Raw genomic sequence first — 24,475 nt, forward strand, 5'->3', positions numbered from 1 at the left:
TTGACGCTCGTCAAAAGCTCGGCATACTGGGAGGGAACCAGCTCACAACAGGGGTCCGGCACGTCAGGTGTCGCGGAAACCGTCGAGATGTGGGCTCGGCCGATCGCAGTTACTCAAAGGAGAGATGAACCGTGAAAGTACCCGTCAAGGCCCTGTCCACGCTCGCCGTCCTGGGGCTCGGCATGACGAGCCTCGCAGCCTGCGGCTCCGGATCCGGCGAAGCCACCTCGGGAGACACCCTCACCTACTGGGCGTCCAACCAGGGCACCACGGTCGAGGACGACCGCAAGGTGCTCGAGGAGTCGCTCGCCCGGTTCACCGAGGAGACCGGCACCGAAGTGGAGCTCGAAGTCATCCCGTGGACCGACCTCTACAACCGCATCCTCACCGCCGTCAGCAGCGGCGAAGGCCCGGACGTCCTCAATATCGGCAACACCTGGGCCACCACGCTCCAGGAGACCGGCGCGTTCCTGCCCTTCGAGGGCGACGCGCTCGAGGCCGTGGGCGGCCAGGACCGCTTCATCCAGAGCAGCTGGTCGACCGGCGGCGCGGAGGGCGAAGCCCCCACCTCCATCCCCCTGTACGGCCTGAGCTACTCGCTCTACTACAACACCGAGATGTTCGCGGCCGCCGGCATCGAGGCGCCGCCGGAGACGTGGGACGAGTTCGTCGAGACCGCGAAGAAGCTGACCATCGACACAGACGGCGACGGCAAGATCGACCAGTGGGGCGTCTCCCTCGCGGGCAGCTCCATCTCCAACAACGCGCACCAGGCATTCGTCCGCGGCCTGCAGGCCGGCGGGTCGCTCTTCGACGAGAACGGCGAACCCACGTTCGCGAGCGACGAGCAGGTCGCCGGGGTGAAGCAGTGGGTGGACCTGATGGCCGTCGACAAGGTCGTCTCGCCGTCGAACGCCGAGTTCACCGGCGGCAGCCAGATGGTGGAGGACTTCGCCGCGGGCAACGCGGCCATGTTCTTCGACCAGGCGCCCGCCAAGACCCTCAACGCCCGCGGCTTCGAGAACTTCGCGGCCGCACCCGTCCCGCTGACCGACCCTGCCGCCACGGGTGACGAGGCGACCATGAGCCACGTCGCCGGGATCAACCTCAGCATCTTCAACGAGACGGACAACGAGGAGGGCGCCCTGAAGCTGGCCGCGCACCTCACGAGCGACGAGGAGCAGGTCTACCTCAACAAGTCCTTCACCTCGCTGCCGGTGCTGTCGGCCGCGTACGAGGACGAGGCGTTCCAGTCCGACGAGATCACGCTCAAGCAGGGCATCCTCGAGAACAACGCCAAGCCGATGCCGCTCATCAGCCAGGAGGGCCAGATGGAGACCCTCGTGGGCACCGCGATCAAGAACCTGTTCGCGCAGGCCGCCACGGGGACCGTCACGGAGGACGACATCCGCACGGCGCTCGAAGACGCCAACAGCCAGATGGCGGCCGCCCAGTAACCCAGCCTCCGCAGGTGCCCGCCCCCCGGGCGGGCACCTGCTCCTGATCCCGCTCAGTCCAAGGAGCACCGATGTCCCAGCTCATCGAGAAGCCGCCCGCCTCAGGCAGTGAGCCCGGGGGGCCGCAGCGCCCGGCCCCGGCGGCCCGGCGCAAGCGCAAGTCCCTGTTCGCCTACGTCCTGATCGCCCCGGCGGTGATCATGGAGCTCCTGATCCATATCATCCCGATGGTCCTGGGCGTCTGGATCGCCTTTCTGGGTCTCAGCCAGCTCAACATCCGCAACTGGCTCCGCGCGCCGTTCGTCGGCTTCGACAACTTCGTCGCGGGCCTCGACCCGAACGGGCCCATCGGCGGCGAGTTCCTCGCCAGCTTCGGCCGCACCCTCGTGTTCACCGTCGTCGTGCTGGCCATCGTCTGGGTCCTCGGCATCATGGCCGCCGTCCTGCTGCACAGCTCCTTCCGGGGCAACGGCTTCCTGCGCACGTTCTTCCTCATCCCCTACGCCCTGCCCAGCTACGTCGCGACGATCGCCTGGGCGTTCATGTTCAGCCAGCGCGACGGCGCCATCAACAAGATCCTCGTGGACGACCTCGGAATCCTCGACGAACGTCCCTTCTGGCTGCTCGGTGGGAACGCCTTCTGGGTGACGGTGATCGTGACCGCCTGGCAGATGTGGCCCTTCGCCTTCCTGATGCTCCTGGCGGCGCTGCAGAACATCCCGAAGGACGTGTACGAGGCCGCCGCGATCGACGGCGCGTCACTGTGGAAGCAGTTCCTCCTCATCACGCTGCCGATGATCCGCCCCGCCAACGGCGTCCTGCTGCTCGTCATGAGCCTGTGGATCTTCAACCAGTTCAACGTGCCGTTCGTGCTCTTCGGCGCGGCCCCTCCGGAGTCGGCGAAGCTCATCTCGCCGCTGATCTACCAGCACTCGTTCTCGAACTGGAACTTCGGGCTCGGCGGTGCCATGAGCGTGCTGCTGCTCATCCTCCTGTTCATCGCCTCCGTGATCTACGTCCGCATGGTCCTCCCGAAGGGAAAAGACATTGATTGAGACACCGGGCTTCCGCTGGTTCCGTCGCATCGGCCTGACCTTCCTCTTCCTCCTCGTCGCCCTCCCCCTGTATGTGGTGGTCGTGACGAGCTTCAAACCCCTCGCCGACGTCCGAGGCCTCTTCACCTGGGTGCCGTCGACGGTCACCATCGAGCCCTACATCGAGATCTGGCAGACCGTCCCGCTGGGGCACTACTTCAAGAACAGCCTGATCGTGACCACCCTCGCCACGGTCTTCTCCGTGATCATCGCGATCATGGCCGCCTACGCGGTGGCGCGGTTGAACTTCCGGGGCCAGCGGTCCTTCAGCCTCGTGGTCCTGTCCACGCAGATGTTCCCCGGCATCCTGTTCCTCCTGCCGCTGTTCCTGATCTTCACGCAGATCCAGCGGACGGTGGGACTGCAGCTCAACGGGTCGTACACGGGACTCGTCATCACGTACCTGACGTTCACCCTGCCCTTCGCCATCTGGATGCTCGCCGGCTATTTCGCATCGATCCCGCGGGAACTCGAGGAAGCGGCGATGATCGACGGAACGAGCCGCGCGGGAGCCTTCATCCGGGTGGTCATCCCGGTGGCCAAGCCGGGGATCATCGCCGTCGCCGTGTACTCCTTCATCACCGCGTGGGGCGAGGTCCTCTTCGCGTCGGTGCTGACCAACAACGACACCCGGACCCTCGCCATCGGCCTGCAGGCCTACGCCAACCAGACCGACGTCTACTGGAACCAGCTCATGGCGGCATCCGTCGTCGTCTCGCTTCCCGTCCTCATCGGCTTCATGCTGGTCCAGCGGCACCTCGTCGCAGGACTGTCCGCGGGCTCGGTCAAGTAGCCGGCGCCCCCTCGCACCCCTGGAGAAACACCATGACATCCCCCCTTTCCGGTCAGGTACCGGATCGTCCCGCGTCCCGCCCCCTCGGCGTCGCCATGATCGGCTACGCCTTCATGGGCAAGGCGCACTCCGCGGCCTGGCGGACGGTCGGCAGCCACTTCGACGTCCCCGCCACCGCACGACGCGTCATCGTCGGCCGGGATGCCGGGCGGACCGCCGAGGCCGCCTCACTCTACGGCTGGGAGGACTCCTCCACGGACTGGCGGGAGGCGATCCACCGCGACGACATCGACATCGTGGACATCTGCACCCCCGGCTACCTCCATGCCGAGATCGCCATCGAAGCACTGAAGGCGGGCAAGCACGTGCTCGTGGAGAAGCCGCTCGCCAACACCATCGCCGAGAGCACCGAGATGGTGTCCGCGGCGGCCCGGGCGCGGGAGCACGGCGTCCAGTCCATGGTCGGGTTCAACTACCGGCGCGTCCCGGCCCTCGCCCACGCCCGGGATCTCATCGCCGACGGCAGGCTCGGTGCCATCCGCCAGCTGCGCGTCGCCTACCTCCAGGACTGGCTGGTCGACGCCGAGTCCCCGATGACATGGCGCCTCCGCCGGGAAACCGCCGGATCCGGTGCCCTCGGGGACATCGCCTCCCATGCCCTGGACCAGGTGCAGTTCCTCACCGGCCAGAACGTCACGGAGGTCTCGGGCCGCCTGCGCACCTTCGTGGAGGAGCGGCCCGGCCCCGACGGTCCCGAACCCGTGACGGTCGACGACGCCGCGTGGATCACCGCTGAGCTCGCCGGCGGCGCCGTCGCCACGGTCGAAGTCTCGCGCGTGGCCACCGGGGTGAAGAACGGGCTCCGCATCGAGGTCTTCGGCGAGCGCGGCGCCCTCCGCTTCGACCTGGAGAACCTCAACGAGCTGTGGTTCATGGAGGCGACCGGTCCTGTGACCGAGCAGGGCTTCCGCCGCATCCTCGTGACCGAGCCGGGCCACCCCTACCTCGAGGCCTGGTGGCCCCAGGGACACATCATCGGCTGGGAGCACACCTTCACGCACCAGCTGCGCGACTTCCTCACCTCCATCCGCACGGGCAGGCCCGTCCAGCCGTCCTTCGAGACCGGCCTGCAGATCCAGCGCGTGCTCGCCGCCGTCGAGGAGAGCGCGGCGGCCAAGAGCGCCGTCGTCCAGGTCGGCTCCGCCACCCCCGCCCACTAGTCCATCCCATCCAAGGAGACTGCATGACCCGCAACTTCACCCTGTTCACCGGCCAGTGGGCCGATCTCCCCTTCGAGAAGGTCGCCGAGCTCGCCGGCCAGTGGGGCTACGACGGACTCGAGATCGCCGTCTCCGGCGACCACCTCGATGCCTGGCGGTGGGACGACGACGCCTACATCCAGGACCGGCTCGACATCCTCGAGCGCAACGGCCTGAAGGTCTGGGCCATCTCGAACCACCTCAAGGGCCAGGCCGTCTGCGACGACCCGATCGACTTCCGCCACCAGGCGATCGTCGGGCCGACGGTCTGGGGCGACGGCGACCCCGAAGGGGTGCGCCGGCGTGCCGCCGAGGAGATGAAACTGACCGCGCGGCTGGCGAAGAAGCTCGGTGTGGACACGGTCGTCGGCTTCACCGGTTCCTCGATCTGGCAGTACGTGGCCATGTTCCCGCCGGTGCCCGCCGACATGATCGATGCCGGCTACCAGGACTTCGCCGACCGCTGGAACCCCATCCTCGACGTCTTCGACGAGTGCGGTGTCCGTTTCGCCCACGAGGTGCACCCCTCCGAGATCGCCTACGACTACTGGTCCACGCAGCGCACCCTCGAGGCCATCGGCCACCGGCCCGCGTTCGGCCTGAACTGGGACCCGAGCCACTTCATGTGGCAGCAGATCGACCCGGTGGCGTTCATCTCCGACTTCAAGGACCGCATCTACCACGTGGACTGCAAGGACACGAAGATGCGCATGGGCGGGGGCCGCAACGGCATCATGTCCTCGCACCTGCCCTGGGGGGATCCGCGGCGCGGCTGGGACTTCGTCTCCACGGGCCGCGGCGACGTGCCCTGGGAGGACAGCTTCCGGGCGCTGACGGCCATCGGCTACACCGGGCCCATCTCGGTGGAGTGGGAGGACGCCGGCATGGACCGTCTGGAGGGCGCACCGGAGGCGCTGGCCTTCCTGAAGAAGTTCGACTTCGCGCCGTCGGAGACCTCCTTCGACGCGGCCTTCAGCCAGTAGCCTCCGGCTCGGGGTCGTCGCGCCGGGCTCGCACAGCCGGCGCGGCGGCCCCTCCCCGCAGGAGATGCCCCGGTTTTCGTAACCTCGTAGAAATCGAAGCGAGGTAGCCTTGGGCCATGCGTGAACTCCAGGCACAGATCATCGAGGAAATGGGTGTCAAGCCCACCATCGACCCCGCTGCGGAAATTCGCAGCCGGGTCTCCTTCCTGAAGGACTATGTACGGTCCACAGGTACCCGCGGATTCGTCCTCGGCATCAGCGGAGGGCTCGACTCGACCCTCGCCGGCAGGCTCGCCCAGCTCGCCGTCGACGAACTGCGGTCCGAGGGGGCCGACGCCGACTTCGTCGCGATGCGCCTGCCCTACAACGTCCAGAAGGACGAGGAGGACGCCCAGGCGGCCCTCGCCTTCATCCAGCCACGCACGTCGAGGGTGTTCAACGTGGCGCCCGCCGTGGACGGCTTCCAGCAGGAGTACGCGGACACCACCGGCGAGCAGATCTCAGACTTCACCAAGGGCAACACGAAGGCCCGCGCCCGCATGGTGGCGCAGTACGCGATCGCCGGGCAGCACAACCTGCTCGTGATCGGCACCGACCACGGCGCCGAGTCCGTGACCGGCTTCTTCACGAAGTTCGGCGACGGCGGAGCGGACATCCTGCCCCTCTTCGGCCTCAACAAACGCCAGAACCGCGCCCTGCTGAAGGAACTCGGAGCGCCCGCGTCCCTCTACGAGAAGATCCCGACGGCGGACCTGCTCGACGACCTGCCCGGCCGCGCCGACGAGAACGAGCTGGGGCTGACCTACGAGCAGATCGACGACTACCTCGAGGGACGCGAGGTGGACGCCGACGCGGCGAAGGCCATCGAGCACCGCTACTGGATCACGCGACACAAGCGCACAGTGCCGGTGACCATCTTCAATTCCTGGTGGCGGGAGTAAACACGGCCGTTGGTAACGTAGGGTCCGTGAAGATCGCCACCTGGAACGTCAATTCCCTCCGAGCCCGTGCCGACCGCGTCGAGGCGTGGCTCGACAGGTCCGACGTCGACGTCCTGGCCATCCAGGAGACGAAGTGCAAGGACGACAACTTCCCCTGGGAATTGTTCGAGAACAGCGGCTTCGAGGTGGCGCACTTCGGCCTGAGCCAGTGGAACGGGGTCGCCATCGCCTCCCGCGTGGGGCTCGACGACGTCGAACGCACCTTCCCCGGCCAGCCCGCCTTCGGCAAACCCGGGACGGAGGCGGTGCAGGAGGCCCGCGCCATCGCCGCGACCTGCGGCGGCGTGCGCGTCTGGAGCCTCTACGTGCCGAACGGCCGGGCGCTCGACGATCCGCACATGCCGTACAAGATCGAGTGGCTCGACGTCCTCCGGGGCCACGCGCAGCGCTGGATCAGCGAGGACCCCGAGGCGCAGATCGCCCTCATGGGTGACTGGAACATCGCGCCGCAGGACGAGGACGTCTGGGACATCGACCTCTTCGTCAACGGCGGGTACACGCATGTCAGCCCGCCCGAGCGCGCCGCCTTCCAGGCGTTCCTCGACGCCGGATTCGCCGACGTCGCCCGCCCCTACACGCCGGGCCCCGGCCTCTACACGTACTGGGACTACACGCAGCTGCGGTTCCCGAAGAAGGAGGGCATGCGCATCGACTTCGTCCTCGGCTCGCCGGCGCTGACCAGGCGCGCCACGAACGCGTTCGTGGACCGCGAGGAGCGCAAGGGCAAGGGTGCCTCAGACCATGCTCCCGTCGTCGTGGAACTCAGCGGGCCGTGAGCCCGATGGGCGGTGCCGCCCGGCCGTTCCCGTACGTCTCCTACCTGCGCGTGTACGAGCCGCTGGACGCGTTCTCCGACGCGCAGCAGCTGATGATCCTCGAGCAGCGCGCGCGGGAGCGGGTGCTCACCGAGACGCTCGAGCACGAGCAGTCGCTCCGGCGCATCCTGCGCAGCGTGTCGGACCCCTTCCCGCACCATGAGCCGGACCTCGTCCGTGTCACCCACTTCCCCGCTCTCAGCGGCACGATGGCGCCCTACTACTGCCCCAACCAGCTGGCCGTCCGCACCACGCTGGCCGCCGAGTCGCTCGACCAGAGCCTGCGCGGGCCCCTGATCGACGTCCTCGTGCCCGAGGCGGCACGTGAGGCGCACCAGGCGAGACTGGACCCGGACACGTTCGCCGATACCGTCGCCAAGCTGCACACCCGCTCGGCCACGTGGGGTGTGCCGTTCGCGTGGTTCGTCCTGATCCACGAGGACGACCTGACGGAGGTGGTCGAGGACGACGGCCGGGTGTCCACGGTCCGGATCTCCGCGAGGATCGGAGACTGCATCGATCGGGGCAGGCGCTCCGTGGCTCAGCTGGCCATCGGTGCGCCGGAGATGGACCTCCTCGACGAACTCACGGAGATCGTCGAGTGGCTCGAGGTGTTCCGGCGCGACGCCGTGGTCGAGGTCGACTACGGCCCGGTGGCGGACCGCGTATTCCCCGACGACTCGCCGATGGACGTGCGCCTGGGCATCGAGAGCCTGGCCGAGGCCGACATGATGGGTGCGGCCGCCTCCTACCGGCGCCTCGCCTCCCGGTGGATCCCGATCCGCCAGCTCGCCCGCGCCTCCTGATCCCGCATCGGCCGGCGGGAGGTCAGGGCCGGACGGGCCCCGTGGACGCCCGCTCGACGAGCACATGGGGGCGCGACGGAGGGTACTCGGCGGGTTCGTGCCGCAGCAGCTCTCCCAGCAGCAGGTCCGCCGCGTAGGCGCCCTGATCCCCCGGGTCCTGCCGGACGGTCGTCAGGCCCATGGGCTCGGCGAACTCGTGGTCGTCGATCCCGATGACGGACAGCTCGCCCGGCACGTCGATGCCGAGCTGCGCCGCGGCCCGCAGTACCCCGAACGCCATCTCGTCGGAGGAGCAGAACACCGCCGTCGGCCGGTCCGCCGGGTCGGCGAGCAGGGCCAGGGCGGAGACGCGCGCGGTGGCGAACGTGAAGTCGCCGAACGCCGACCAGTCCTTGCGGACGGGAAGGCCGTGGTCCGCCATGGTCTGCTGGAACGCCTCGCCACGGAGGCGGGGCACCTCGAAGTCGATGTCGAACGACCCTCCACCGCGCATGTGGGCGATCCTCGTGTGGCCGTGGCCGATGAGGTGCTCGACGGCGTCGCGTGCCGCCCGTGCGTCGTCGATCCCCACGTGCCGCACGCCCTCCACCGCGCCGCCCACCACGATATGGGGGTACTCGAGCTGCTGGACGGCCTCCCGTTCCTCGGCCGTCAGGTGCATGCACATGACCACGAGGGCGTCGATCCGCTTGCGCAGGATCGAGCGGTGGAACACGCGGTCGCGGTTCACGCCGTCGCCGCCGAGGCTGAACACGATCAGGTCGTACCCTGCGGCGCGGAGCTGTCGGTCGATGCCCTCGAGCACGGCGGAGAAGTACCAGCGGTCGATCGCCGGGACGAGGACGCCCATCGCCATGGTGCGGCCGGACGCCAGACCGGACGCCGCCGACGACGGCACGTACCCGAGGCTCCTGGCGGTCGAGGTGACCCGGGCACGCGTCTCCTCGGCGACCCCCGGCAGCCCGCGCAGTGCGCGGGACACCGTGGCGGTCGAGACTCCGAGGGCCGCAGCGACGTCATCGATGCTTGTCATGCCTCAGCCTTTCAGACCGCCTGCCAGAAGTCCCCTCACGAAGTAGCGCTGCAGCCCGAAGGACACGCTAGCTGACCCGCTCGGGCCGTGTGAAGCGTACGCGGGCACCCGAGCCGATGCTCACGAGGACCGGCGGACGGGAACCGGTCACGGCGTCGAGGGCTTCGACGAGGCGGGAGACTTCCGCGGCCACGGCGTAGGGGGGAACGCCCTTCCGGGGATAGACGCGGACCCGCAGCCCCGACACCCCCCGGATCTGCCACGTGCTCACCGACGCGCCGGCGAGGTCGGAGCGTTCGAGCAGGGCGGCCTTCAGCGCCTGCTCCGCCGCGGCCGCCGTGATCGTCACGGAGCCCGCGGTCGCGCCCTCGTCCCCGTCCGGTCCGCGGGAGGAGTCCGCCCCGGACCCGGCACCGGTCGCGAACAGGCCGGTCCGGCCCCTCCCCTGGGCGGCGATCCAGGCGGCGAGCATCACGATCAGGAACACCAGGACCACCGCGAGCGCGATCCACAGCCACGTGTCCGTCTGGCCCTCGAGCGTGGTCCGGGTCCGCAGCCCCTCGATCGCCTCACCTGCGCGCGGAGCCGCGGACCGCCACCACACGGCGACGGCGGGCAGCAGGAGGAGGGCGAGTCCGGCGGCCCCCAGGGCCAGGAGGACGAGCCCGGCGACGGCGAGCACGAGGCGGTTCAGGAGCCGCGGCGTGGTGTTCACTGCCCGATCACCCCCGACTCGGCGACGACGACGCCGATTCTCGGCTCGGGTTCCACACTGGAGCGCCGGAGGTCGTCGGCGACGGCCGCGCGGACCGCCTCGGCGTCCACGGGCACCCCGGAGGTGGGCCTGATCTGCACCGTGACGGTACTGCGCCCCACCGTGACGAGGACCTGCTCCGGTGCCACGCCCGCCGCCACGCGTGCCCGCCGGGCGAGGGACGACGCCACCACCTCGGCGTCGACGACGACGGCGGTGCGCTCGTTCGGGATGGTGTAGCGCGCGCGGCGCCCTGGCAGGACGGCGAGGAGGAGCAGCAGACCACCGACCACCAGGAGCAGGACGGAGGCCGCCCCGAGCAGCGATCCCGGGACTCCGGAGGGAAGCGCGCCGAGCCATGCGGCCGCCGCCTCGACGTCGAGCAGGAACGGCTCGTCCCCCACGGCCTTGAGCACGGCCTCGAACAGGAGGACCAGGCACCCGGCGATCAGGAGGACGGCGACGACGACCGAGGGAAGGGCGCGTGACGAATGCAGCTCCCGGCGCACGAGCCGGGCCGTCGACGCCGGCGCAGGTGGTGTGCGCTGGAGCGGGTCGGCGCTCACAGCACCCTCGCCCCCTTGGTCACGGTGCTGCCGATGATGCGGATGTCCACGCGGCTCAGCCGCGCTCCGCTGAGTTCCTGGATCCGCTCGAGGATCGGGGTGCGGGCGGCCTCGGCACGGCTCAGGAGCGGGCCGCCGAAGGAGTCGATGATCCCGGGGTCGTCGAGGACGCGGGCGAGGGGCGGAACGGGCAGGGACAGGGCGAGGAGGAGCGCGAGGAGTCCGCGGTCGTCGGAGAACGACGCGCGGACCTGCCCGGGCGGCACCGCGAGGACATCGGCGGCAGCGCCCTGGGCGAGGCTCGTGAGCGCCTGCGTGGTGATGCGGTTGTGGCCGGCGAGCGGCACTGGTTTCCGGAGGGGTGGGGCCGGAGTCATCGGTGAGGGGGCTGCCGGGAACGACGCGGTGGTCACGAGGAGGAGCGTCGGCCGGACAGGGCGTCGAGGACACCACGGAGATCGAGCTTGCCCTCGGCGATCCTGCCGATGACGGCGCCGCACAGTACCAGCACCAGGGTGAGGAGGAAGCCCCAGAAGCCGAAGACCAGGGCGGCGAAGGCGAGGACCGCTCCGGCGGCCATGCCGATGGTGGTGGGTGTCATGGCTTCCTCACTCGACGGCCGGCTTGGTCTGCGTGGACCCCGTGTGCGCCACGGGTGCCGCGGGTCCGGTGGTGCGGACGCGCTCCGCCTTGGTCTCGGCCGGCTGCGGCACGTGCACGTCCAGGACCTCGACGTTGACCTCGATGACCTCGAGCCCGATCAGGTCGGTGAGGGCGTCGTAGACCGCGGCCCGCACGGAGTCTGCGAGGGCGTGGAGGGCGTAGCCGTACTCGGCGACGAGGCTGACGTCCACCGCGAGCTGGGTCTGCCCGACCTCCACCTTGACGCCGTGGGACGGGTCGCTCGCTCCGACGGCGTCGCGGATCGCCCCGAGCGCGCGCCCGGCACCGGGACCCAGGGCGTGGACGCCCGGCACGGAGCGGGCGGCGATGGTCGCGATCTTCACGGCAGCGGGATCGCCGATGATGGTCCGGCCGGCCGGTGCGCCGGGGAGGGCGGGCAGTGGCCGTCCCATGGGTTGCTCGATCATCGACGTGGACCCCTTTCACTTGTGCCCAGCCTAAGCCACCGCGCCCGGCGCCGGGCGGGACGGCCCGCGGCCCTGCGCCGCCCGGCGTCCGGGCGGCGCAAGGGCCTCAGGAGCGCGTGCAGTGCTTCCCGAGCCACTCCTGCACGGGCGCCATGGCGCGGCGGAAGCGCTTCTCGTCGAAGGTGCCGGAGCCTTTCGGGGGCGCCTCCACGGAGTACGCGAGGGTGGTGAAGTCGTCGTGCAGCTCGGCGGGGACCTTGTCCCTCAGATCGAGGATCTGCTGCTCCAGGGCGAGGAGTTCCTCCGGATCCGTGGTGGGGCGCAGGCTCAGCGGCGCGAGCATGGCGGTGGTGACCCCACCGGCCACGATCACGCAGTGCGGGTCGGACGCCGTCGCGGTCGCTGTGCCGGCGCCGCTGTCGGGCGCGGCGGTGGAGGGCGCCCCGGTGACGGCGTCCGATCCGGCCGACGGGCTGGCCGGCATGGTGAGCATGGTCTCCTCGGGCGAGGGGGAACCCGGACCGCATCCGGTGAGGACCACGGCGAGCGCGCACAGCCCGGCTGCGGAGTGCAGGAGTCTCACAGATGCCCTTTCGTCTCGGCGCGATCCCGGAGGTTCAACGCTTGAAGCCTCCACTACTCTCCCGGGTGGTTCTCTCGGGCAACCGGAAGGGCGGCGAGTCCGGCGGGAGGTGTCCCGCGTGATGCTACGGCGCGAACCACCGCGTTGGCTGGGAGAACGGAGGCCGCATCGGAACCGGGCACGAAAAAACCCCGCGTTCCGGAGGGGAACTACGGGGTTTTGTGGTGGCTCCGACCGGCGTCGATCCGGTGACCTTTCGATTTTCAGTCGAACGCTCTACCAACTGAGCTACAGAGCCTTGCGACCATCGCGATGATGATCACCGTATCCAGCCCGGCCGGCTCCCCGAAGGGATCCAGCCGCCTGAGCGACCCTGACGGGACTTGAACCCGCGACCTCCGCCGTGACAGGGCGGCGCGCTAACCAACTGCGCTACAGGGCCTTGCTAACTTCACTTGCTCGTTTGCAAGAGTTCCAGCCTACCAGCACTTTTCGTACCGGTTGACCGCCCGCGAGGGCTTCTCCTGCGTACCCCCAACGGGATTCGAACCCGTGCCGCCGCCGTGAAAGGGCGGTGTCCTAGGCCGCTAGACGATGGGGGCCTGGACCACACTTCGGGTTCCTGCGACCTTCCGGAGGGCAAGCATTTCCGGCGGATCTTTCCCTGTCGTGGACCTATAAAACTATAGGGGCACTTCCGTGATTACACAAAATCGCCGACGGGCGGGCCGACCGGGGGGCGCAGCGTCCTGCGGGACCGCCTCGGGCGATCGGTACGATCAGGGCGTGCCGTTCAACGTATCGCGTGAAGAGTTCGAGGAAGCCGTCGACGACGCCATCGACCTGATTCCGGACGACCTCGCCCGCTCCATGGACAACGTGGCGATCTTCGTGGTGGAGGAGTACGAGCCGGCACCGGGTGAGCCCGCCGATACCGAACTACTGGGCCTCTACGAGGGGACACCGCTCACCGAGCGCGACTCGTGGTGGGACGCCGGGTCACTTCCGGATCGCATCAGCATCTTCAGGGGACCCCTCATGCGTATGTGCGCATCCCGCGAGGAACTGGTGGAGGAGATCCTGGTGACCGTGGTCCATGAGGTGGCCCACCACTTCGGCATCGATGACGAGCGGCTCCACGAACTCGGGTGGAACTGACGGGACACGCCGTCGGGGGCAGCGGTAAATGACACCCATGTTGTTTATAATACTGGGGTGACACCTGTTGCCATTGTGACTTGTGCGCCCTAGGGTCGTCTCTGTGTTGGCCATCCGCCAGCGACGGATCCGGGCGAAAGAGCGTTGCAGCGTGCAGTCATCGAGAACCACCCTCCTCCGCAGGATCGCCCCCGTCCTGGCCGCCGCGGTCCTGATCGGCTGTACCGCCGGTACGGCCCTGGCAGCCCCCGCGCTCGAGCCGCCCCGCGCCACCGCGCTCCCCTCCGCCGACGAGATCCGGCGTGCACAGGACGACGCCGATGCTGCCGCAGGGCTCGTCACGGAGATCGAGGGCATCATCGCGGCGGCGGGCGAGCAGCTGCAGGAGGCGCAGCTGACCGCGTTCCGCTCCCAGAACACCTACAACGTCGCCCTCGCCGTCCTCCAGGAGCGCCGCACCGCCGCCGACGCGGCGGACCGGCGTGCGGCGGAGGCGGCGCGGAAGCACGACGCCGCCGAGCAGCAGGTCGGTCGGCTCGCCGGTGACCTCTACCGCTCCGGCGGGATGAACCCCGGGATCGAGAGCGTGCTCGACGGCAGCGGCCCCGACGAGGTCATGTACCGGGCCTCGACGCTGTACGGACTGTCCAGCAGCAGCACGCGCACCCTGCAGGACGCCGAGGCCGCCAGTGAGGCCTGGGTGTCACTGACCGAGGACGCGGAGGCTGCACGGCAGGCGGCCCAGGAGGCGGCAGACCTCGCGGCAGCGGCCGGGGACGACGCCCGGGACGCGGCCGAGGACGCCGAGGAGCTCGTGGCTCGGAAGGAAGCCGAGCGCTCCACCCTCGTGGGTCAGCTCGCCGCTCTGCGGAACACCACCGCCGAGCTCGAGGACGAGCGCGTCGCGGGCCTCGAACAGGCCCGGCGCGAGCGCGACCTGGCAAGGACCATCGCGGAATCCGCCGCCGCGGCGCCTGCCCCGGCACCCGGTCCCGGTCGGCCCGCGGGTGCGGCGACGGACACCCCCCCGCTGCGTGAGCCCGCTCCGATCGCGCCCCCCGTCCGGACGCCGCCGTCCACTGCGGTCATGCCGACGCCTCCTGCGCGGCCGGCGCCCGCGCCCGCACCGGTTCAGCCGGCGCCCGCACCCGTCCGACCGGCTCCGGCGCAGCCCGTTCCGGCTCCGCCTGCCCCGCCGGCTCCCGCTCCTGCCCCGCCGGCTCCGGTTCAGCCGGCACCAGCACCCGCTCCGGTCCGGCCCGCGCCAGCGCCGGCGCCGGCCCCCGCACCGCCGTCAGGAAGTGGCGCGGGGGTGGCCGCCATGAGCTACGCGCTGTCGAAGACCGGTGACCCCTACTACTACGCCTGGGGCGGCAACGGCCCGCGCGGCTACGACTGCTCCGGGCTCACCCAGCAGGCCTTCGCGTCCGCCGGCGTGGCCCTGCCGCGGACCGCTGCGCAGCAGTACTCGGCCGTGCAGCATGTGCCGCTGTCGCAGATGCGGCCGGGCGACCTGGTGTTCTGGGGCAGCGGTGCCGACATCTGGCACGTCGCGATCTACCTCGGCGGCAACAGGGTGATCAACGCGCTGAATCCCGAGCAGGGCATCCTCGTCACGGACCTCGCCTCGATGGGTGGCATGGGACCGCTGAACCCCTCCGCGGGACGCGTCTGAGCGCTGCTCCTACCGGACCGGGGCGATCATCGGTCCGAAGGAGCTGCGGTCCTCGAGGCGCGGGTCGGCCTTGTCCGGGACGACCAGCACCGGCCCGCGGGCGTGGTGCAGGACACCCTGACTCGTGGAGCCCATGAGCATCCCCGCGAATCCCCCGCGACCCCGCGTACCCACCACCAGCAGCTCCGACGTGGCGGAGGCCTCGATGAGCACTTCCGCCGGGGGCCCGTCCACGAGGTCCACACGGATGTCGACGTCGGGGAAGTGGCTCTTGAGCCAGTCGCGGCCCGCTGCGAGCTGGACGGCGAGGTCCGCGTGCAGGGCCTCCCGGTCCACAGGCGCCGGCACCCACGCGAGGGAGCCGTTGAAGGGTGCCACCGAGCAGACGACGCGCAGCGCCAGCCCTCTCGAGCGTGCTTCCTCGGCTGCGGCCAGGGAGGCCGTGCGTGCCTGTTCCGAGCCGTCGACGCCGACGACCACGACGGGCTCCACCGGCGCGGCCGCCTGGTCCCTGTCCTTGCGCGGCTTCCTGTCCAGCTCCGGATGGCCGAGGCGCGCACCCGTGCACACGGGGACGACCGCCGTCGGGCATTTGGCGTGCGCGGGCAGGGCGCTGCTGACGGACCCGAGGAGGCGACCCACGAAGCCACCGCGGCCCCGCGAACCCACGACCATGAGCTCGGCCTCCTCGGAGAGGTCGAGGAGCACGCCCGCGGCGTCGCCCGTCTCGATCCTGGGGTGCACGTCCACGCCCATACCCTCGATGTGCGTCAGCGCCTCGTCGAGGACGGCCCGCGCACTCTCCCGGATGACGTCGTCGTCCACGGTGGCGTAGCCGGCGTCCATGCTCGAGGCCGCGAAGACCGGCACCGTGTACGCGGTCACCACGTACAGCGGCGAAGCGCGCCGTTCCGCCTCGCGCGCGGCCCAGAGAAGGGCGCAGGTGCTCTGGTCCGACCCGTCGACGCCGACGACGATCCCGTGCTGCGCCGGCCCGTTCGACAGACCTTCTGCATGCTCGCTGCCCACGGCAGGCCTCCCTCGATTGCGTGTCCCACCGCCTGTAGCGGCCGGTCCATCATTTGTAGCGCACCGGCTCGGCCGCGGTCTATCCACCGGTCTGTTCATCGTCTGTTCATGTCCCGAAAAGTTATATAGGCTGCGAGGACCCGTTGCGGGGGCCGGGCCATGAGACGGTTGCCTCTGTGCGTAGTGCTCTTGGTTGACCCGTTCGCAGCCAAGAGTCCGTACGGTCCGGAAGAGGCGCCGGACCGTACGGGACCATTGCTCCGTGGAGAGGTGACCCGGTGGATCCCTTGCCCCTTGATCCGGTCCGCTCTGCGTCCACGCACCCCGCGTCCGCGGAGCACACGAGCACCGTGGTCATCGGCACGGGACTCTCCGGCCTGGCCGTCGCCAGCGAACTCAGCCGCCGCGGTATCAGCTCGATCGTGGTCGAGAGCGTCGAATGCTCCGACTCCGGCGCGATGCGCACCGTCATGACGGACTCCGTCTCCCTGTCCGAGCGGACCGAACTCATGCGTCTCCTCCGCGCCTATGCCGCCTCCCACCGGCTCGACGTCCGGCAGACCACCGTCGCGGAACACCTCAGCATCATCGGTCACCCGAAGCTCATCAAGGGCCCCGTGGGCCGCAAGAAATGGGCCGTGCAGACCGCCGACGGCGTCCTCCTCGCCGACCATGTGGTCCTGACCAAGTACCCGCAGAACGAGCTGCGGAGGTTCCTGCGCTCCATGGGCATCGCGATCGGTAGGGATCTGAAGGCCGCCCTGCGCGCGATCGGCCTGCACCTCGTCGGCGTCGGGGAACTGCTGACGCCCACCACGCGCGAGATCGTGCGCCAGGCGAAACTCGTGAGCGACGCGATCGTGGCCGAGGGGCCCGCAGCGCTCAACCGGATCGTTCCGCCCCGCGCGGCGATCTCACCGCTGAGGGCGTAGGTCACCGGCCCCGCGGACGGGGCATCCGGCGGTGCTACTTGCCTGCGCCGAGCCGTCGGCGGGCGGTGACCGCGAGCGCGACGGCGATGACCACCAGTGCCGCGATCATCAGCACGATGCTCCAGGGGAAATCGCTCACCCCGGCCGTCTGCGTCTCGTTGTCGGGCGCGTCCTGCGCGTCGACGGGACCGGCGGTGCTCACCGCATCCGGCACCGTCGTCGAGCCCTGCTGGGTCCGGAAGGCGAAGGTGCCCTCGATCGGGTGCGAGTCCGAACTCACCACGCGCCAGTTGACGGTGTATGTGCCGGCCGGCGCGCCCGAGCGCAGCGGCTGGCTGGCGGACCGGTCCACGATCGACACCGGGCCGTCGGCCCAGTCGGTCCCTGCCTCGTCGAGGACCTGGACCTGCGCGCCGATCCCGGACGGGACGTTCGAGAATTCGAGCTCGAGGGTGGGCGGCAGCACCTCCACAGTGGCACCCTCGGCCGGGTCGCTGCCAGTCAGTTCGTCGTGCGCGTTCGCCGCACCGCCCGTGCCGAGGAGCACGGCGAGGACGAGCAGGACGGCGGGCACGATCGGGGTGAGGGAGCGGAAGGGGCGACGACGCGTCGATCGGGGGCGCTGGGCGTGCAGGAGGGCGGACATGTTCCAAGCCTACGTGGAGTCCCTGACCGGGCGCTGGGACCGGTGCCGTCACGAACCGCGTCCCTCGAGGGGCCCGGGATAGACTTTCCCCGACCGTCCCCGCCCCTTCGCCCGAGGATCCCCCATGCTCAAAACTGGTTCCGCGCTGGATCGCTACTTCGACATCACGCAGCGGGGGTCCACGTTCTCGCGGGAGATCCGCGGCGGTCTCGCCACGTTCTTCGCCATGAGCTACATCGTGGTGCTCAACCCTCTCATCCTCGCCGGCGCCGACTCCTCCGGGACGGAACTCGGCTTCGAACGCGTAGCCGCCGTGACGGCGCTCGTGGCGGGCATCCTGACGATCCTCATGGGCGCGTGGGCCAGGTACCCGTTCGCCCTGGCCACGGGCCTCGGCGTCAACGCCTTCGTCGCCATCACCGTCGCGACCAACCCGGGCCTGGCCTGGGCTGACATCATGGGTCTCGTGATGCTCGCCGGGCTCACCATGCTCGTGCTGGTCCTCACCGGCTTCCGGACGGCGGTCTTCAACGCGGTGCCCGAGAGTCTCAAGACCGCGATCGTGGTGGGCATCGGCCTGTTCATCGCCCTGATCGGCCTCGTCAACGCGGGCTTCGTGCGCCGCGTGCCCGACGTCGCGAACACCACGGTGCCCGTGGGCCTCGGCTTCGGCGGCGTGCTCATCGGCTGGCCCACCCTGGTCTTCGTCTTCGGCCTCATCCTGACCATCGCCCTCGTGGTCCGCCGGGTGCGCGGCGCCATCCTCATCGGCGTGCTCGCCGCGGCCGCGCTCGCCGTCGTGCTCGAGGCCGTGTTCGACGTCGGCCCCAGCGTCGCACCGGGCCAGGAGCTGAACCCCGCGGGCTGGTCGCTCGTGGTCCCCGAGCTGCCCGCCGGATCGTGGGTGGGCGTGCCCGATCTGAGCCTCGTGGGCAACGTGAGCCTGTTCGGCGCGTTCGGCCACCTCGGTGGCACCGCCGCCGTCCTGCTGACCTTCACCATCCTGCTCAGCATCTTCTTCGACGCCATGGGCACCATGGTGGGCCTCGCGAACGAGGCGAAGCTCGTCGACGCCAAGGGCAACATCCCCGGCGTGAACCGGGTCCTGGTGGTGGACGCGCTCGGTGCGGTCGCCGGCGGCGCGGGCTCGGTGTCCTCCAACCAGATCTACGTCGAGTCCGGCGCCGGGATCGGCGAGGGCGCCCGCACGGGACTCGCGAACGTCGTCACGGGCCTGCTGTTCCTGCTCGCGATGTTCTTCACACCGCTCATCAGCCTCGTCCCGTTCGAGGCCGTAGCCCCCGCCCTCGTGGTGGTGGGCTTCATGATGGTGGCCCAGGTGGGGCGGATCGACTTCGAGGACTGGGGCGTCGCGATCCCGGCCTTCCTCACGTTCACCCTCATGCCGTTCACCTACTCGATCGCCAACGGCCTCGGCGCCGGCTTCATCGCCTTCGTGCTGATCCGCGCCATCCAGGGCCGCGGGCGCGAGGTGCACCCGCTGATGTGGGCGGTCGCGGCGGCGTTCGTCGTGTTCTTCGGCATCGGGCCCATCGAGCAGCTGCTCGGCATCTGAGCCCCGGGCCGGCCTGCGCCGTGGCCGAGGGCGTCGCCGCGGCATGTCGGCACGGCAGAGCGACGACGGCGGGTGGGGCCGCCGTCGTCGCTGGTTCCGGGGTGGATCGGGCTCGGCTCAGCGCGCGGACCAGCCGCCGTCCATGACGTAGGAGGACCCCGTCACCATCCCGGCATCGTCACCCGCCAGCCAGACGACGAGCGAGGCGACCTCCTCCGGTTCCACGAGACGCTTGATCGCCGATTCGGTGAGCATGATCCGCTCGAGCACCTCCTCCTCGCTGATGCCGTGCACGCGCGCCTGGTCCGCCAACTGGTTCTCCACGAGGGGGGTGCGGACGTAGCCGGGGTTGACGCAGTTGCTCGTGACGCCGTGCGCGCCGCCCTCGAGGGCCGTGACTTTGGAGAGCCCCTCGAGGCCGTGCTTGGCCGTGACGTAGGCGGCCTTGAACGGCGAGGCCCGCAGCCCGTGGACCGAGGAGATGTTGATGATCCGGCCGGAACCCCGGGCGTACATCCCCGGGAGGGCGGCGCGGATCAGGAGGAACGGCACCTCGACCATGAGCCGCTGGATGAGCCGGAAGTCCTCGGGATCGAAGTCCTCCAGGGGGCTGACGGTCTGGATGCCCGCGTTGTTCACGAGGATGTCCGCCTCGAGGGTCAGCGTCTCGAGTGCCCCCGTGTCGAGCAGGTCCACCGCCCACGCCTCGCCGCCGAGGTCGGCGGCCAGGTCCGCCGCGCCGGCCTCGTCGCGGTCCGCGACGACGACGTGCGCTCCCCGTCCGGCGAGTGCGCGGGCGCAGGCCGCGCCGATCCCGCTCGCTCCGCCCGTGATCAGGGCGCGACGCCCGGACAGGGGTCCGGAGGTCAGGGCCGCCGTCGGCCGGGATGCCGTCGTGCTCATGGCCTGGCCTGTCCCACGAACGGCTCGTCCAGCCCGTGTCGCCGCGCGTCCTCCGCATCGACCTCGCGGAGCGATGCCCCGCGGGTCTCCTTGAGGGTCAGGACCGCGACCAGGGTGATGCCGCAGGCGGCCACGAGGTAGAGGGCCACGGGCACCCAGCTGCCGTACTCCTGCAGGAGCGCCGTCGCGATGATCGGCGCCAGGGATCCGGCGAGGATGGACGTCACCTGGTACCCCAGGGAGACGCCGGAGTACCGCATGCGCGTCGGGAACATCTCCGACATGATGGCCGGCTGTCCCGCGTACATGAAGGCGTGGAAGACGAGGCCGATCGTGACGGCGAGGATGATCAGGAAGGGGTTCAGGGTGTCGAACATCGGGAAGGCGAAGAACGCCCACGTGGCGCCGAGGACGACCCCGACGAGGTAGACCGGCTTGCGGCCGAAGGCGTCGGACAGTCTTCCGACCTGCGGGATGACGGCGAAGTGGACCACGTGCGCGATCAGGAGGGCCAGCAGGAGCTGGGAGGTGTCGTACTGGTGCACGGTCTTGAGGTAGACGATCGTGAAGCTGACGATGATGTAGTAGAGGATGTTCTCGGCGAACCGCAGGCCCATCGCTCCGAGGACACCCTTGGGGTACCGCTTGACCACTTCGAGGACGCCGTAGCTGACAGCCTTCTCGGATTCGATCTTCTCGCGTGCCTCGAGGAAGATCGGGGCCTCGCTGACATGCGTCCGGATGTAGTACCCGATCACCACGATGATCGCGGAGGCCCAGAAGGCCACGCGCCAGCCCCAGCTGAGGAACTCGTCCTGCGGCAGGATCCAGCTCATGCCCAGCAGCACGAGCGTGGCGAGGAGGTTGCCCACCGGGACAGCCGCCTGCGGCCAGCTGGACCAGAACCCACGGGATCGGTTGGGACTGTGCTCGGCGACGAGGAGCACCGCGCCACCCCACTCCCCGCCGACGGCGAAGCCCTGGATGAAGCGCAGGATCACCAGCAGTGCAGGCGCCCAGTAGCCGATCGAGTCGAACCCGGGGAGGCAGCCCATGAGGAAGGTGGCGACGCCGACGAGGATGATGGTGAGCTGGAGCGTGTGCTTGCGGCCGAGCTTGTCGCCGATCTGACCGAAGACGATCCCGCCGAGCGGCCGGGCCACGAAGCCGACGGCGTACGTGAGGAAGGCCGCGATGATGCCGTCGAGCTCGGAGCCCGCGTTGGGGAAGAAGAAGGTCCCGAAGACCAGGCTCGCCGCCGTGGCGTAGAGGAAGAACTCGTACCACTCGACGACCGTCCCGACCATGGCGGCCGCGACGATCCGCTTGAGGCCTGACGCCTCGCCGGCTGTCCCGTCGCCCTGCTGGTTACCGGGGGTGTTCGAGCGTTGATTGACGCTCATGGAGATCTCCTCTGTCGACGCTGACATGGTGGGCCCGCACGTCGGGACCCTGGTGGGTTTCTTCGAGTATCCCTGCGCCCTTTCGGTCCGCCAATGGCCAGATCGGCACCCTCGCTCTGCAATACTGCAGATGTGCTTACACCCAATGCCCAGGACCTCGTGGTGCTGCTCGCCGTCGCGCAGAGCGGACGATTCACCACGGCCGGTGATGCGCTGGGGCTGAATCACACGACGGTGTCCCGGCGGATCGCGGCGCTCGAGAAGGCGCTCGGGGGGCGTGTCGTCTCCCGCGGCAGCGGAGGCTGGGAGCTGACGGACCTGGGCCGCCGGGCGGCGGACGCGGCGGCCGCCGTCGCGGAAGCGGTCGCCCGGCTGGGCGACGACGACGGCGCGCTCTCGGGGGTGGTGCGCATGAGCGCCACGGACGGCTTCAGCGCCCTCATCGCCGCTCCCGCCTTCGCCCGGCTCCGGGCCGCCCATCCCCGGCTCAGCATCGAGATCATCACCGCGACACGGCGGGCCTCGCAGACCCGGACGGGCCTCGACTTCGAGGTGGTGGTCGGCGAACCGCAGGTCCACCGGGCGGAGGCGGAGCGGCTGGGCACCTACGTCCTCGGGCTGTACGCGTCCGAGGAGTACCTCGCCGCCCACGGGACACCGGGCACGCTGGAGGAGGCCATGCGCCATCCGCTCGTGTACTTCATCGACTCGATGCTGCAGGTGGACAGCCTCGATGCGCCCCGGCGGCTCCTGCCCACCATGCGCGACGCCCTGAGCTCGACCAACGTCTTCGTCCACGTCGAAGCCACCCGGGCGGGTGCCGGGCTCGGCCTGCTGCCGTGCTTCATGGCCGACCGGCACGGCGACCTCGTGCGGCTCCTTCCCGCCGACGTCGCGGAGGAACTCGACTACTGGCTCGTGGTGCGGGCGGACGCCCTGCGACAGCCCGCGGTCGCCGCAGTCGTCGACGCGCTGCGGCACGCGACCGCGGCGATGGAGCCGCAGCTCCTGGGCCGCTGACGGCCGCTGCCCGTCGCCTGCGTCGCCTGCCGTCGCCTGCCGTCGCCTGCCGTCGCCTGCCGTCGTCCGACGGGGCGCGAACAGTCGGAAGCGACCACGGGCCGCTAGGAGGCCCCGCCCCTCGGCCGGAGGCGCGTCTCCTCGACGTCGAGCACGCGCTGCGCCCTTTGCAGGACACGCGAGGAGTAGGTGCCGCGGGCCCTGGCGGCGAGCAGCGCCTGCCGCTCCGCTTCGAGGACCGCGAGCCGGAGGTCCCTGTACTGCCGGTGCGGGGAGCGCACGAGCTTCTGCTCGGGCAGCCGCGCCTTCTCCCACTCGATCTCCGATCGCATCCCGGTGTCGGTCCGGACGCGCTCCAGCACGTCGTCGTCCACCTCGACGTCCTCGCCCATGATGGCCTGCGGATCGTCCAGCACGCGCAGGCCCTCCTGGCGCAGCTCGTCGAACAGCGTGGCGGACTCCTCACGGTCGGCCTCGACGTCGATCCCCTGGATCTTCAGCACGCGGATGAGCGCCGGCAGGGTGCTGCCCTGCACCAGCAGGGTGGTGACGGCGACGGTGAAGGCGATCAGCACGAGCTGCTCCCGGTACGCGAACGTCTCCGGCAGGGACTGCGCGGCCGCGAGCGTCACCACGCCGCGCATCCCGGACCAGCCGAGCACCGTGGCGCCCTTCCAGCCGAGCCCCTCGCGCCGTTCGAGATCGAGGTCCGCCTTGCGGCGCTGGTACAGCCGCGTGAGGGCGCGCCGACGTCGTTCCTGCCGGGCGTCGAGCCTGCGCAGCTTCCTCAGCCTGCCGAGTCCGCGGCGCAACTGCAGCGTGCGGCGCTCGGCCCGGCTCGGCAGGCGTCGCATGAGCAGCACGAGGGGGAACACCCAGAGGAAGCGCAGCAGGATCAGGGCGAGCGTGACGATGAGGCCGATGATGATGGTCTGCCCGACGGTCAGCAGCGACTGGTCGATGCTCTGGAGCAGTCCGCGGACCTCGAGACCGATCAGCAGGAACACGCCGTTCTCCAGCAGGAACTGCACGGTCCGCCAGTTCACGTTGTCGCTGATGCGTGCGCGGGCGTCGATCCGGCTGGCGCTGTAGTGCCCCGTGTAGATGCCGGCGACCACCACGGCCAGCACCCCGGAGGCGTGGAGCTCCTCGGCCGGCAGGAACGCGATGAAAGGGACGGCCAGGGACAGGGCGGTGTCCAGGACGGGGTCGTCGAGCCGTGACCGGATGAAGACGGTCAGGGCCCCGACGGCGTACCCCACCACCACCGCGACGACGACGGCGAAGGCGAAGTCGGCCACCGCCGCACCGAAGCCGCTGAGGGCACCGGCGGACGCGGCGATGGCGCTGCGCAGGAGCACGAGGGCGGTCGCGTCGTTCACGAGGCCCTCGCCCTCGAGCACGGTGAGCAGCCGCGGGGGCAGGCCGAGGCGGCGGCCGATCGAGGTGGCGGCGACGGCGTCGGGCGGGCTGACGACGGCGCCGACCGCGATCGCGGCCGCGAGCCCGAGGCCGGGCAGCAGGGCGTGGAGGAGCAGTCCTGTGGCGAAGGCCGAGACGACGACGAGGGCCACGGAGAGGCTGGCGATCGGGGTGACGTTCCGGCGGAAGTCCGTCACGGGCGTCTTGATCGCCGCGGCGTAGAGCAGGGGCGGCAGGATGCCCGTGAGGATCCATTCGTCGGGGATGCTGAAGCTCGGCACGCCCGGCACGAAGGACAGCCCGATCCCGACGACGACGAGGATCAGCGGTGCCGCCACGCCCACGCGCTTCGAGAGCACGGCGACGGCGACCAGGACGGCGACCCCCATGATTCCCAGCAATCCCAGTTCCACCCGGCCAGCCTAGTGGGCGAGCGCGCACGGCCCGGGCCGGGTGCGGCGCTTGACGATCGCGGG

General features: G+C 70.2%; 25 protein-coding genes and 3 tRNA genes. 13 read left to right on the forward strand and 15 right to left on the reverse strand.

The window, feature by feature from the left end:
- The first annotated feature begins 131 nt into the window (after positions 1-131).
- The 8 genes from AC4D2C_RS01205 (at position 132) to AC4D2C_RS01240 (ending at position 8,208) form a co-directional block, all read left to right on the forward strand.
- Entirely contained in the window at positions 132-1,457 is a 1,326-nt protein-coding gene (locus AC4D2C_RS01205) for an ABC transporter substrate-binding protein (protein ID WP_490911827.1), read from the forward strand.
- 71 nt (positions 1,458-1,528) lie between these two features.
- The gene (locus AC4D2C_RS01210) at positions 1,529-2,512 is read left to right on the forward strand and encodes a carbohydrate ABC transporter permease (RefSeq protein ID WP_490911828.1); all 984 of its coding nucleotides are present in this window, start codon (positions 1,529-1,531) and stop codon (positions 2,510-2,512) included.
- A complete protein-coding gene (locus AC4D2C_RS01215) occupies positions 2,505-3,344 on the forward strand; it encodes a carbohydrate ABC transporter permease (protein WP_490911829.1) in 840 nt (279 codons plus the stop codon). The genes AC4D2C_RS01210 and AC4D2C_RS01215 overlap by 8 nt, the downstream gene beginning before the upstream one ends.
- 32 nt (positions 3,345-3,376) lie before the next feature.
- Positions 3,377-4,564 carry a Gfo/Idh/MocA family protein gene (locus AC4D2C_RS01220; RefSeq protein ID WP_490911830.1) on the forward strand — a complete coding sequence of 396 codons (1,188 nt, stop codon included), beginning with the start codon at positions 3,377-3,379 and terminating at the stop codon, positions 4,562-4,564.
- Positions 4,565-4,587: 23 nt separating this feature from the next.
- Positions 4,588-5,586, forward strand: a complete 999-nt coding sequence (locus AC4D2C_RS01225) for a sugar phosphate isomerase/epimerase family protein (RefSeq protein ID WP_490911831.1) — start codon at positions 4,588-4,590, stop codon at positions 5,584-5,586.
- A 116-nt stretch (positions 5,587-5,702) separates the two neighbouring features.
- Positions 5,703-6,527, forward strand: a complete 825-nt coding sequence (gene nadE, locus AC4D2C_RS01230) for an NAD(+) synthase (RefSeq protein WP_490911832.1) — start codon at positions 5,703-5,705, stop codon at positions 6,525-6,527.
- A gap of 26 nt (positions 6,528-6,553) precedes the next feature.
- A complete protein-coding gene (locus tag AC4D2C_RS01235) occupies positions 6,554-7,363 on the forward strand; it encodes an exodeoxyribonuclease III (protein WP_490904720.1) in 810 nt (269 codons plus the stop codon).
- 5 nt (positions 7,364-7,368) lie between these two features.
- Entirely contained in the window at positions 7,369-8,208 is an 840-nt protein-coding gene (locus AC4D2C_RS01240) for a DUF8083 family protein (protein WP_490912998.1), read from the forward strand.
- A gap of 22 nt (positions 8,209-8,230) precedes the next feature.
- Here the strand turns inward: AC4D2C_RS01240 and AC4D2C_RS01245 are convergent, their stop codons facing one another.
- From AC4D2C_RS01245 to AC4D2C_RS01290, 10 genes are all read right to left on the reverse strand, one after another.
- Complete coding sequence (locus tag AC4D2C_RS01245) at positions 8,231-9,241, reverse strand: LacI family DNA-binding transcriptional regulator (RefSeq protein ID WP_490911833.1); 1,011 nt, start codon at positions 9,239-9,241, stop codon at positions 8,231-8,233.
- A 67-nt stretch (positions 9,242-9,308) separates the two neighbouring features.
- A complete protein-coding gene (locus AC4D2C_RS01250; RefSeq protein WP_490911834.1) occupies positions 9,309-9,956 on the reverse strand; it encodes a hypothetical protein in 648 nt (215 codons plus the stop codon).
- Complete coding sequence (locus AC4D2C_RS01255) at positions 9,953-10,561, reverse strand: DUF6286 domain-containing protein (RefSeq protein WP_490904725.1); 609 nt, start codon at positions 10,559-10,561, stop codon at positions 9,953-9,955. Before AC4D2C_RS01255 ends, AC4D2C_RS01250 begins: the two co-directional genes overlap by 4 nt.
- Complete coding sequence (locus AC4D2C_RS01260; protein ID WP_490911835.1) at positions 10,558-10,938, reverse strand: hypothetical protein; 381 nt, start codon at positions 10,936-10,938, stop codon at positions 10,558-10,560. Before AC4D2C_RS01260 ends, AC4D2C_RS01255 begins: the two co-directional genes overlap by 4 nt.
- Before the next feature lie 32 nt (positions 10,939-10,970).
- A complete protein-coding gene (locus AC4D2C_RS01265) occupies positions 10,971-11,162 on the reverse strand; it encodes a DUF2273 domain-containing protein (RefSeq protein WP_490911836.1) in 192 nt (63 codons plus the stop codon).
- Between the two features lie 7 nt (positions 11,163-11,169).
- The gene (locus AC4D2C_RS01270) at positions 11,170-11,652 is read right to left on the reverse strand and encodes an Asp23/Gls24 family envelope stress response protein (protein WP_490911837.1); all 483 of its coding nucleotides are present in this window, start codon (positions 11,650-11,652) and stop codon (positions 11,170-11,172) included.
- 106 nt (positions 11,653-11,758) lie between these two features.
- A complete protein-coding gene (locus AC4D2C_RS01275; protein WP_490911838.1) occupies positions 11,759-12,235 on the reverse strand; it encodes a hypothetical protein in 477 nt (158 codons plus the stop codon).
- A 222-nt stretch (positions 12,236-12,457) separates the two neighbouring features.
- A tRNA-Phe gene (locus AC4D2C_RS01280) sits at positions 12,458-12,533 on the reverse strand.
- Positions 12,534-12,603: 70 nt separating this feature from the next.
- Positions 12,604-12,677: transfer RNA gene (locus tag AC4D2C_RS01285), tRNA-Asp, on the reverse strand.
- Between the two features lie 87 nt (positions 12,678-12,764).
- Positions 12,765-12,837, reverse strand: a tRNA-Glu gene (locus AC4D2C_RS01290).
- Between the two features lie 184 nt (positions 12,838-13,021).
- On the opposite strand from AC4D2C_RS01290, the gene AC4D2C_RS01295 reads away from it, so the two are divergent.
- Positions 13,022-13,393: a metallopeptidase family protein gene (locus AC4D2C_RS01295; RefSeq protein ID WP_490911839.1), complete on the forward strand. Its 372-nt coding sequence runs from the start codon at positions 13,022-13,024 to the stop codon at positions 13,391-13,393.
- 151 nt (positions 13,394-13,544) lie between these two features.
- The gene (locus AC4D2C_RS01300) at positions 13,545-15,068 is read left to right on the forward strand and encodes a C40 family peptidase (RefSeq protein ID WP_490911840.1); all 1,524 of its coding nucleotides are present in this window, start codon (positions 13,545-13,547) and stop codon (positions 15,066-15,068) included.
- Between the two features lie 9 nt (positions 15,069-15,077).
- Here the strand turns inward: AC4D2C_RS01300 and AC4D2C_RS01305 are convergent, their stop codons facing one another.
- Complete coding sequence (locus tag AC4D2C_RS01305) at positions 15,078-16,097, reverse strand: universal stress protein (RefSeq protein ID WP_490911841.1); 1,020 nt, start codon at positions 16,095-16,097, stop codon at positions 15,078-15,080.
- A gap of 278 nt (positions 16,098-16,375) precedes the next feature.
- On the opposite strand from AC4D2C_RS01305, the gene AC4D2C_RS01310 reads away from it, so the two are divergent.
- On the forward strand, positions 16,376-17,029 hold the full coding sequence (locus tag AC4D2C_RS01310) for an FAD-dependent monooxygenase (RefSeq protein ID WP_490911842.1): 654 nt from the start codon (positions 16,376-16,378) through the stop codon (positions 17,027-17,029).
- Between the two features lie 34 nt (positions 17,030-17,063).
- On the opposite strand, the gene AC4D2C_RS01315 is transcribed toward AC4D2C_RS01310, so the two are convergent.
- The gene (locus AC4D2C_RS01315; RefSeq protein ID WP_490911843.1) at positions 17,064-17,675 is read right to left on the reverse strand and encodes a copper resistance CopC family protein; all 612 of its coding nucleotides are present in this window, start codon (positions 17,673-17,675) and stop codon (positions 17,064-17,066) included.
- Positions 17,676-17,799: 124 nt separating this feature from the next.
- Here AC4D2C_RS01315 and AC4D2C_RS01320 point away from each other — a divergent pair, with 124 nt between their 5' ends.
- Positions 17,800-19,251 (forward strand): NCS2 family permease, encoded by a 1,452-nt coding sequence (locus AC4D2C_RS01320; protein WP_490911844.1) that lies wholly within the window; start codon positions 17,800-17,802, stop codon positions 19,249-19,251.
- A 117-nt stretch (positions 19,252-19,368) separates the two neighbouring features.
- Here AC4D2C_RS01320 and AC4D2C_RS01325 read toward each other — a convergent pair whose 3' ends face one another.
- Together AC4D2C_RS01325 and AC4D2C_RS01330 are read right to left on the reverse strand one after the other, a co-directional pair.
- The gene (locus AC4D2C_RS01325) at positions 19,369-20,154 is read right to left on the reverse strand and encodes a 3-hydroxybutyrate dehydrogenase (RefSeq protein WP_490911845.1); all 786 of its coding nucleotides are present in this window, start codon (positions 20,152-20,154) and stop codon (positions 19,369-19,371) included.
- Positions 20,151-21,557: an MFS transporter gene (locus AC4D2C_RS01330; protein ID WP_490911846.1), complete on the reverse strand. Its 1,407-nt coding sequence runs from the start codon at positions 21,555-21,557 to the stop codon at positions 20,151-20,153. Before AC4D2C_RS01330 ends, AC4D2C_RS01325 begins: the two co-directional genes overlap by 4 nt.
- A gap of 93 nt (positions 21,558-21,650) precedes the next feature.
- Here AC4D2C_RS01330 and AC4D2C_RS01335 point away from each other — a divergent pair, with 93 nt between their 5' ends.
- Positions 21,651-22,577 carry a LysR family transcriptional regulator gene (locus AC4D2C_RS01335; RefSeq protein ID WP_490911847.1) on the forward strand — a complete coding sequence of 309 codons (927 nt, stop codon included), beginning with the start codon at positions 21,651-21,653 and terminating at the stop codon, positions 22,575-22,577.
- 104 nt (positions 22,578-22,681) lie between these two features.
- Here the strand turns inward: AC4D2C_RS01335 and AC4D2C_RS01340 are convergent, their stop codons facing one another.
- Positions 22,682-24,412, reverse strand: a complete 1,731-nt coding sequence (locus AC4D2C_RS01340; RefSeq protein WP_490911848.1) for a cation:proton antiporter — start codon at positions 24,410-24,412, stop codon at positions 22,682-22,684.
- Positions 24,413-24,475: the final 63 nt, after the last annotated feature.

This window comes from Arthrobacter sp. TJ-240, assembly GCF_058269195.1.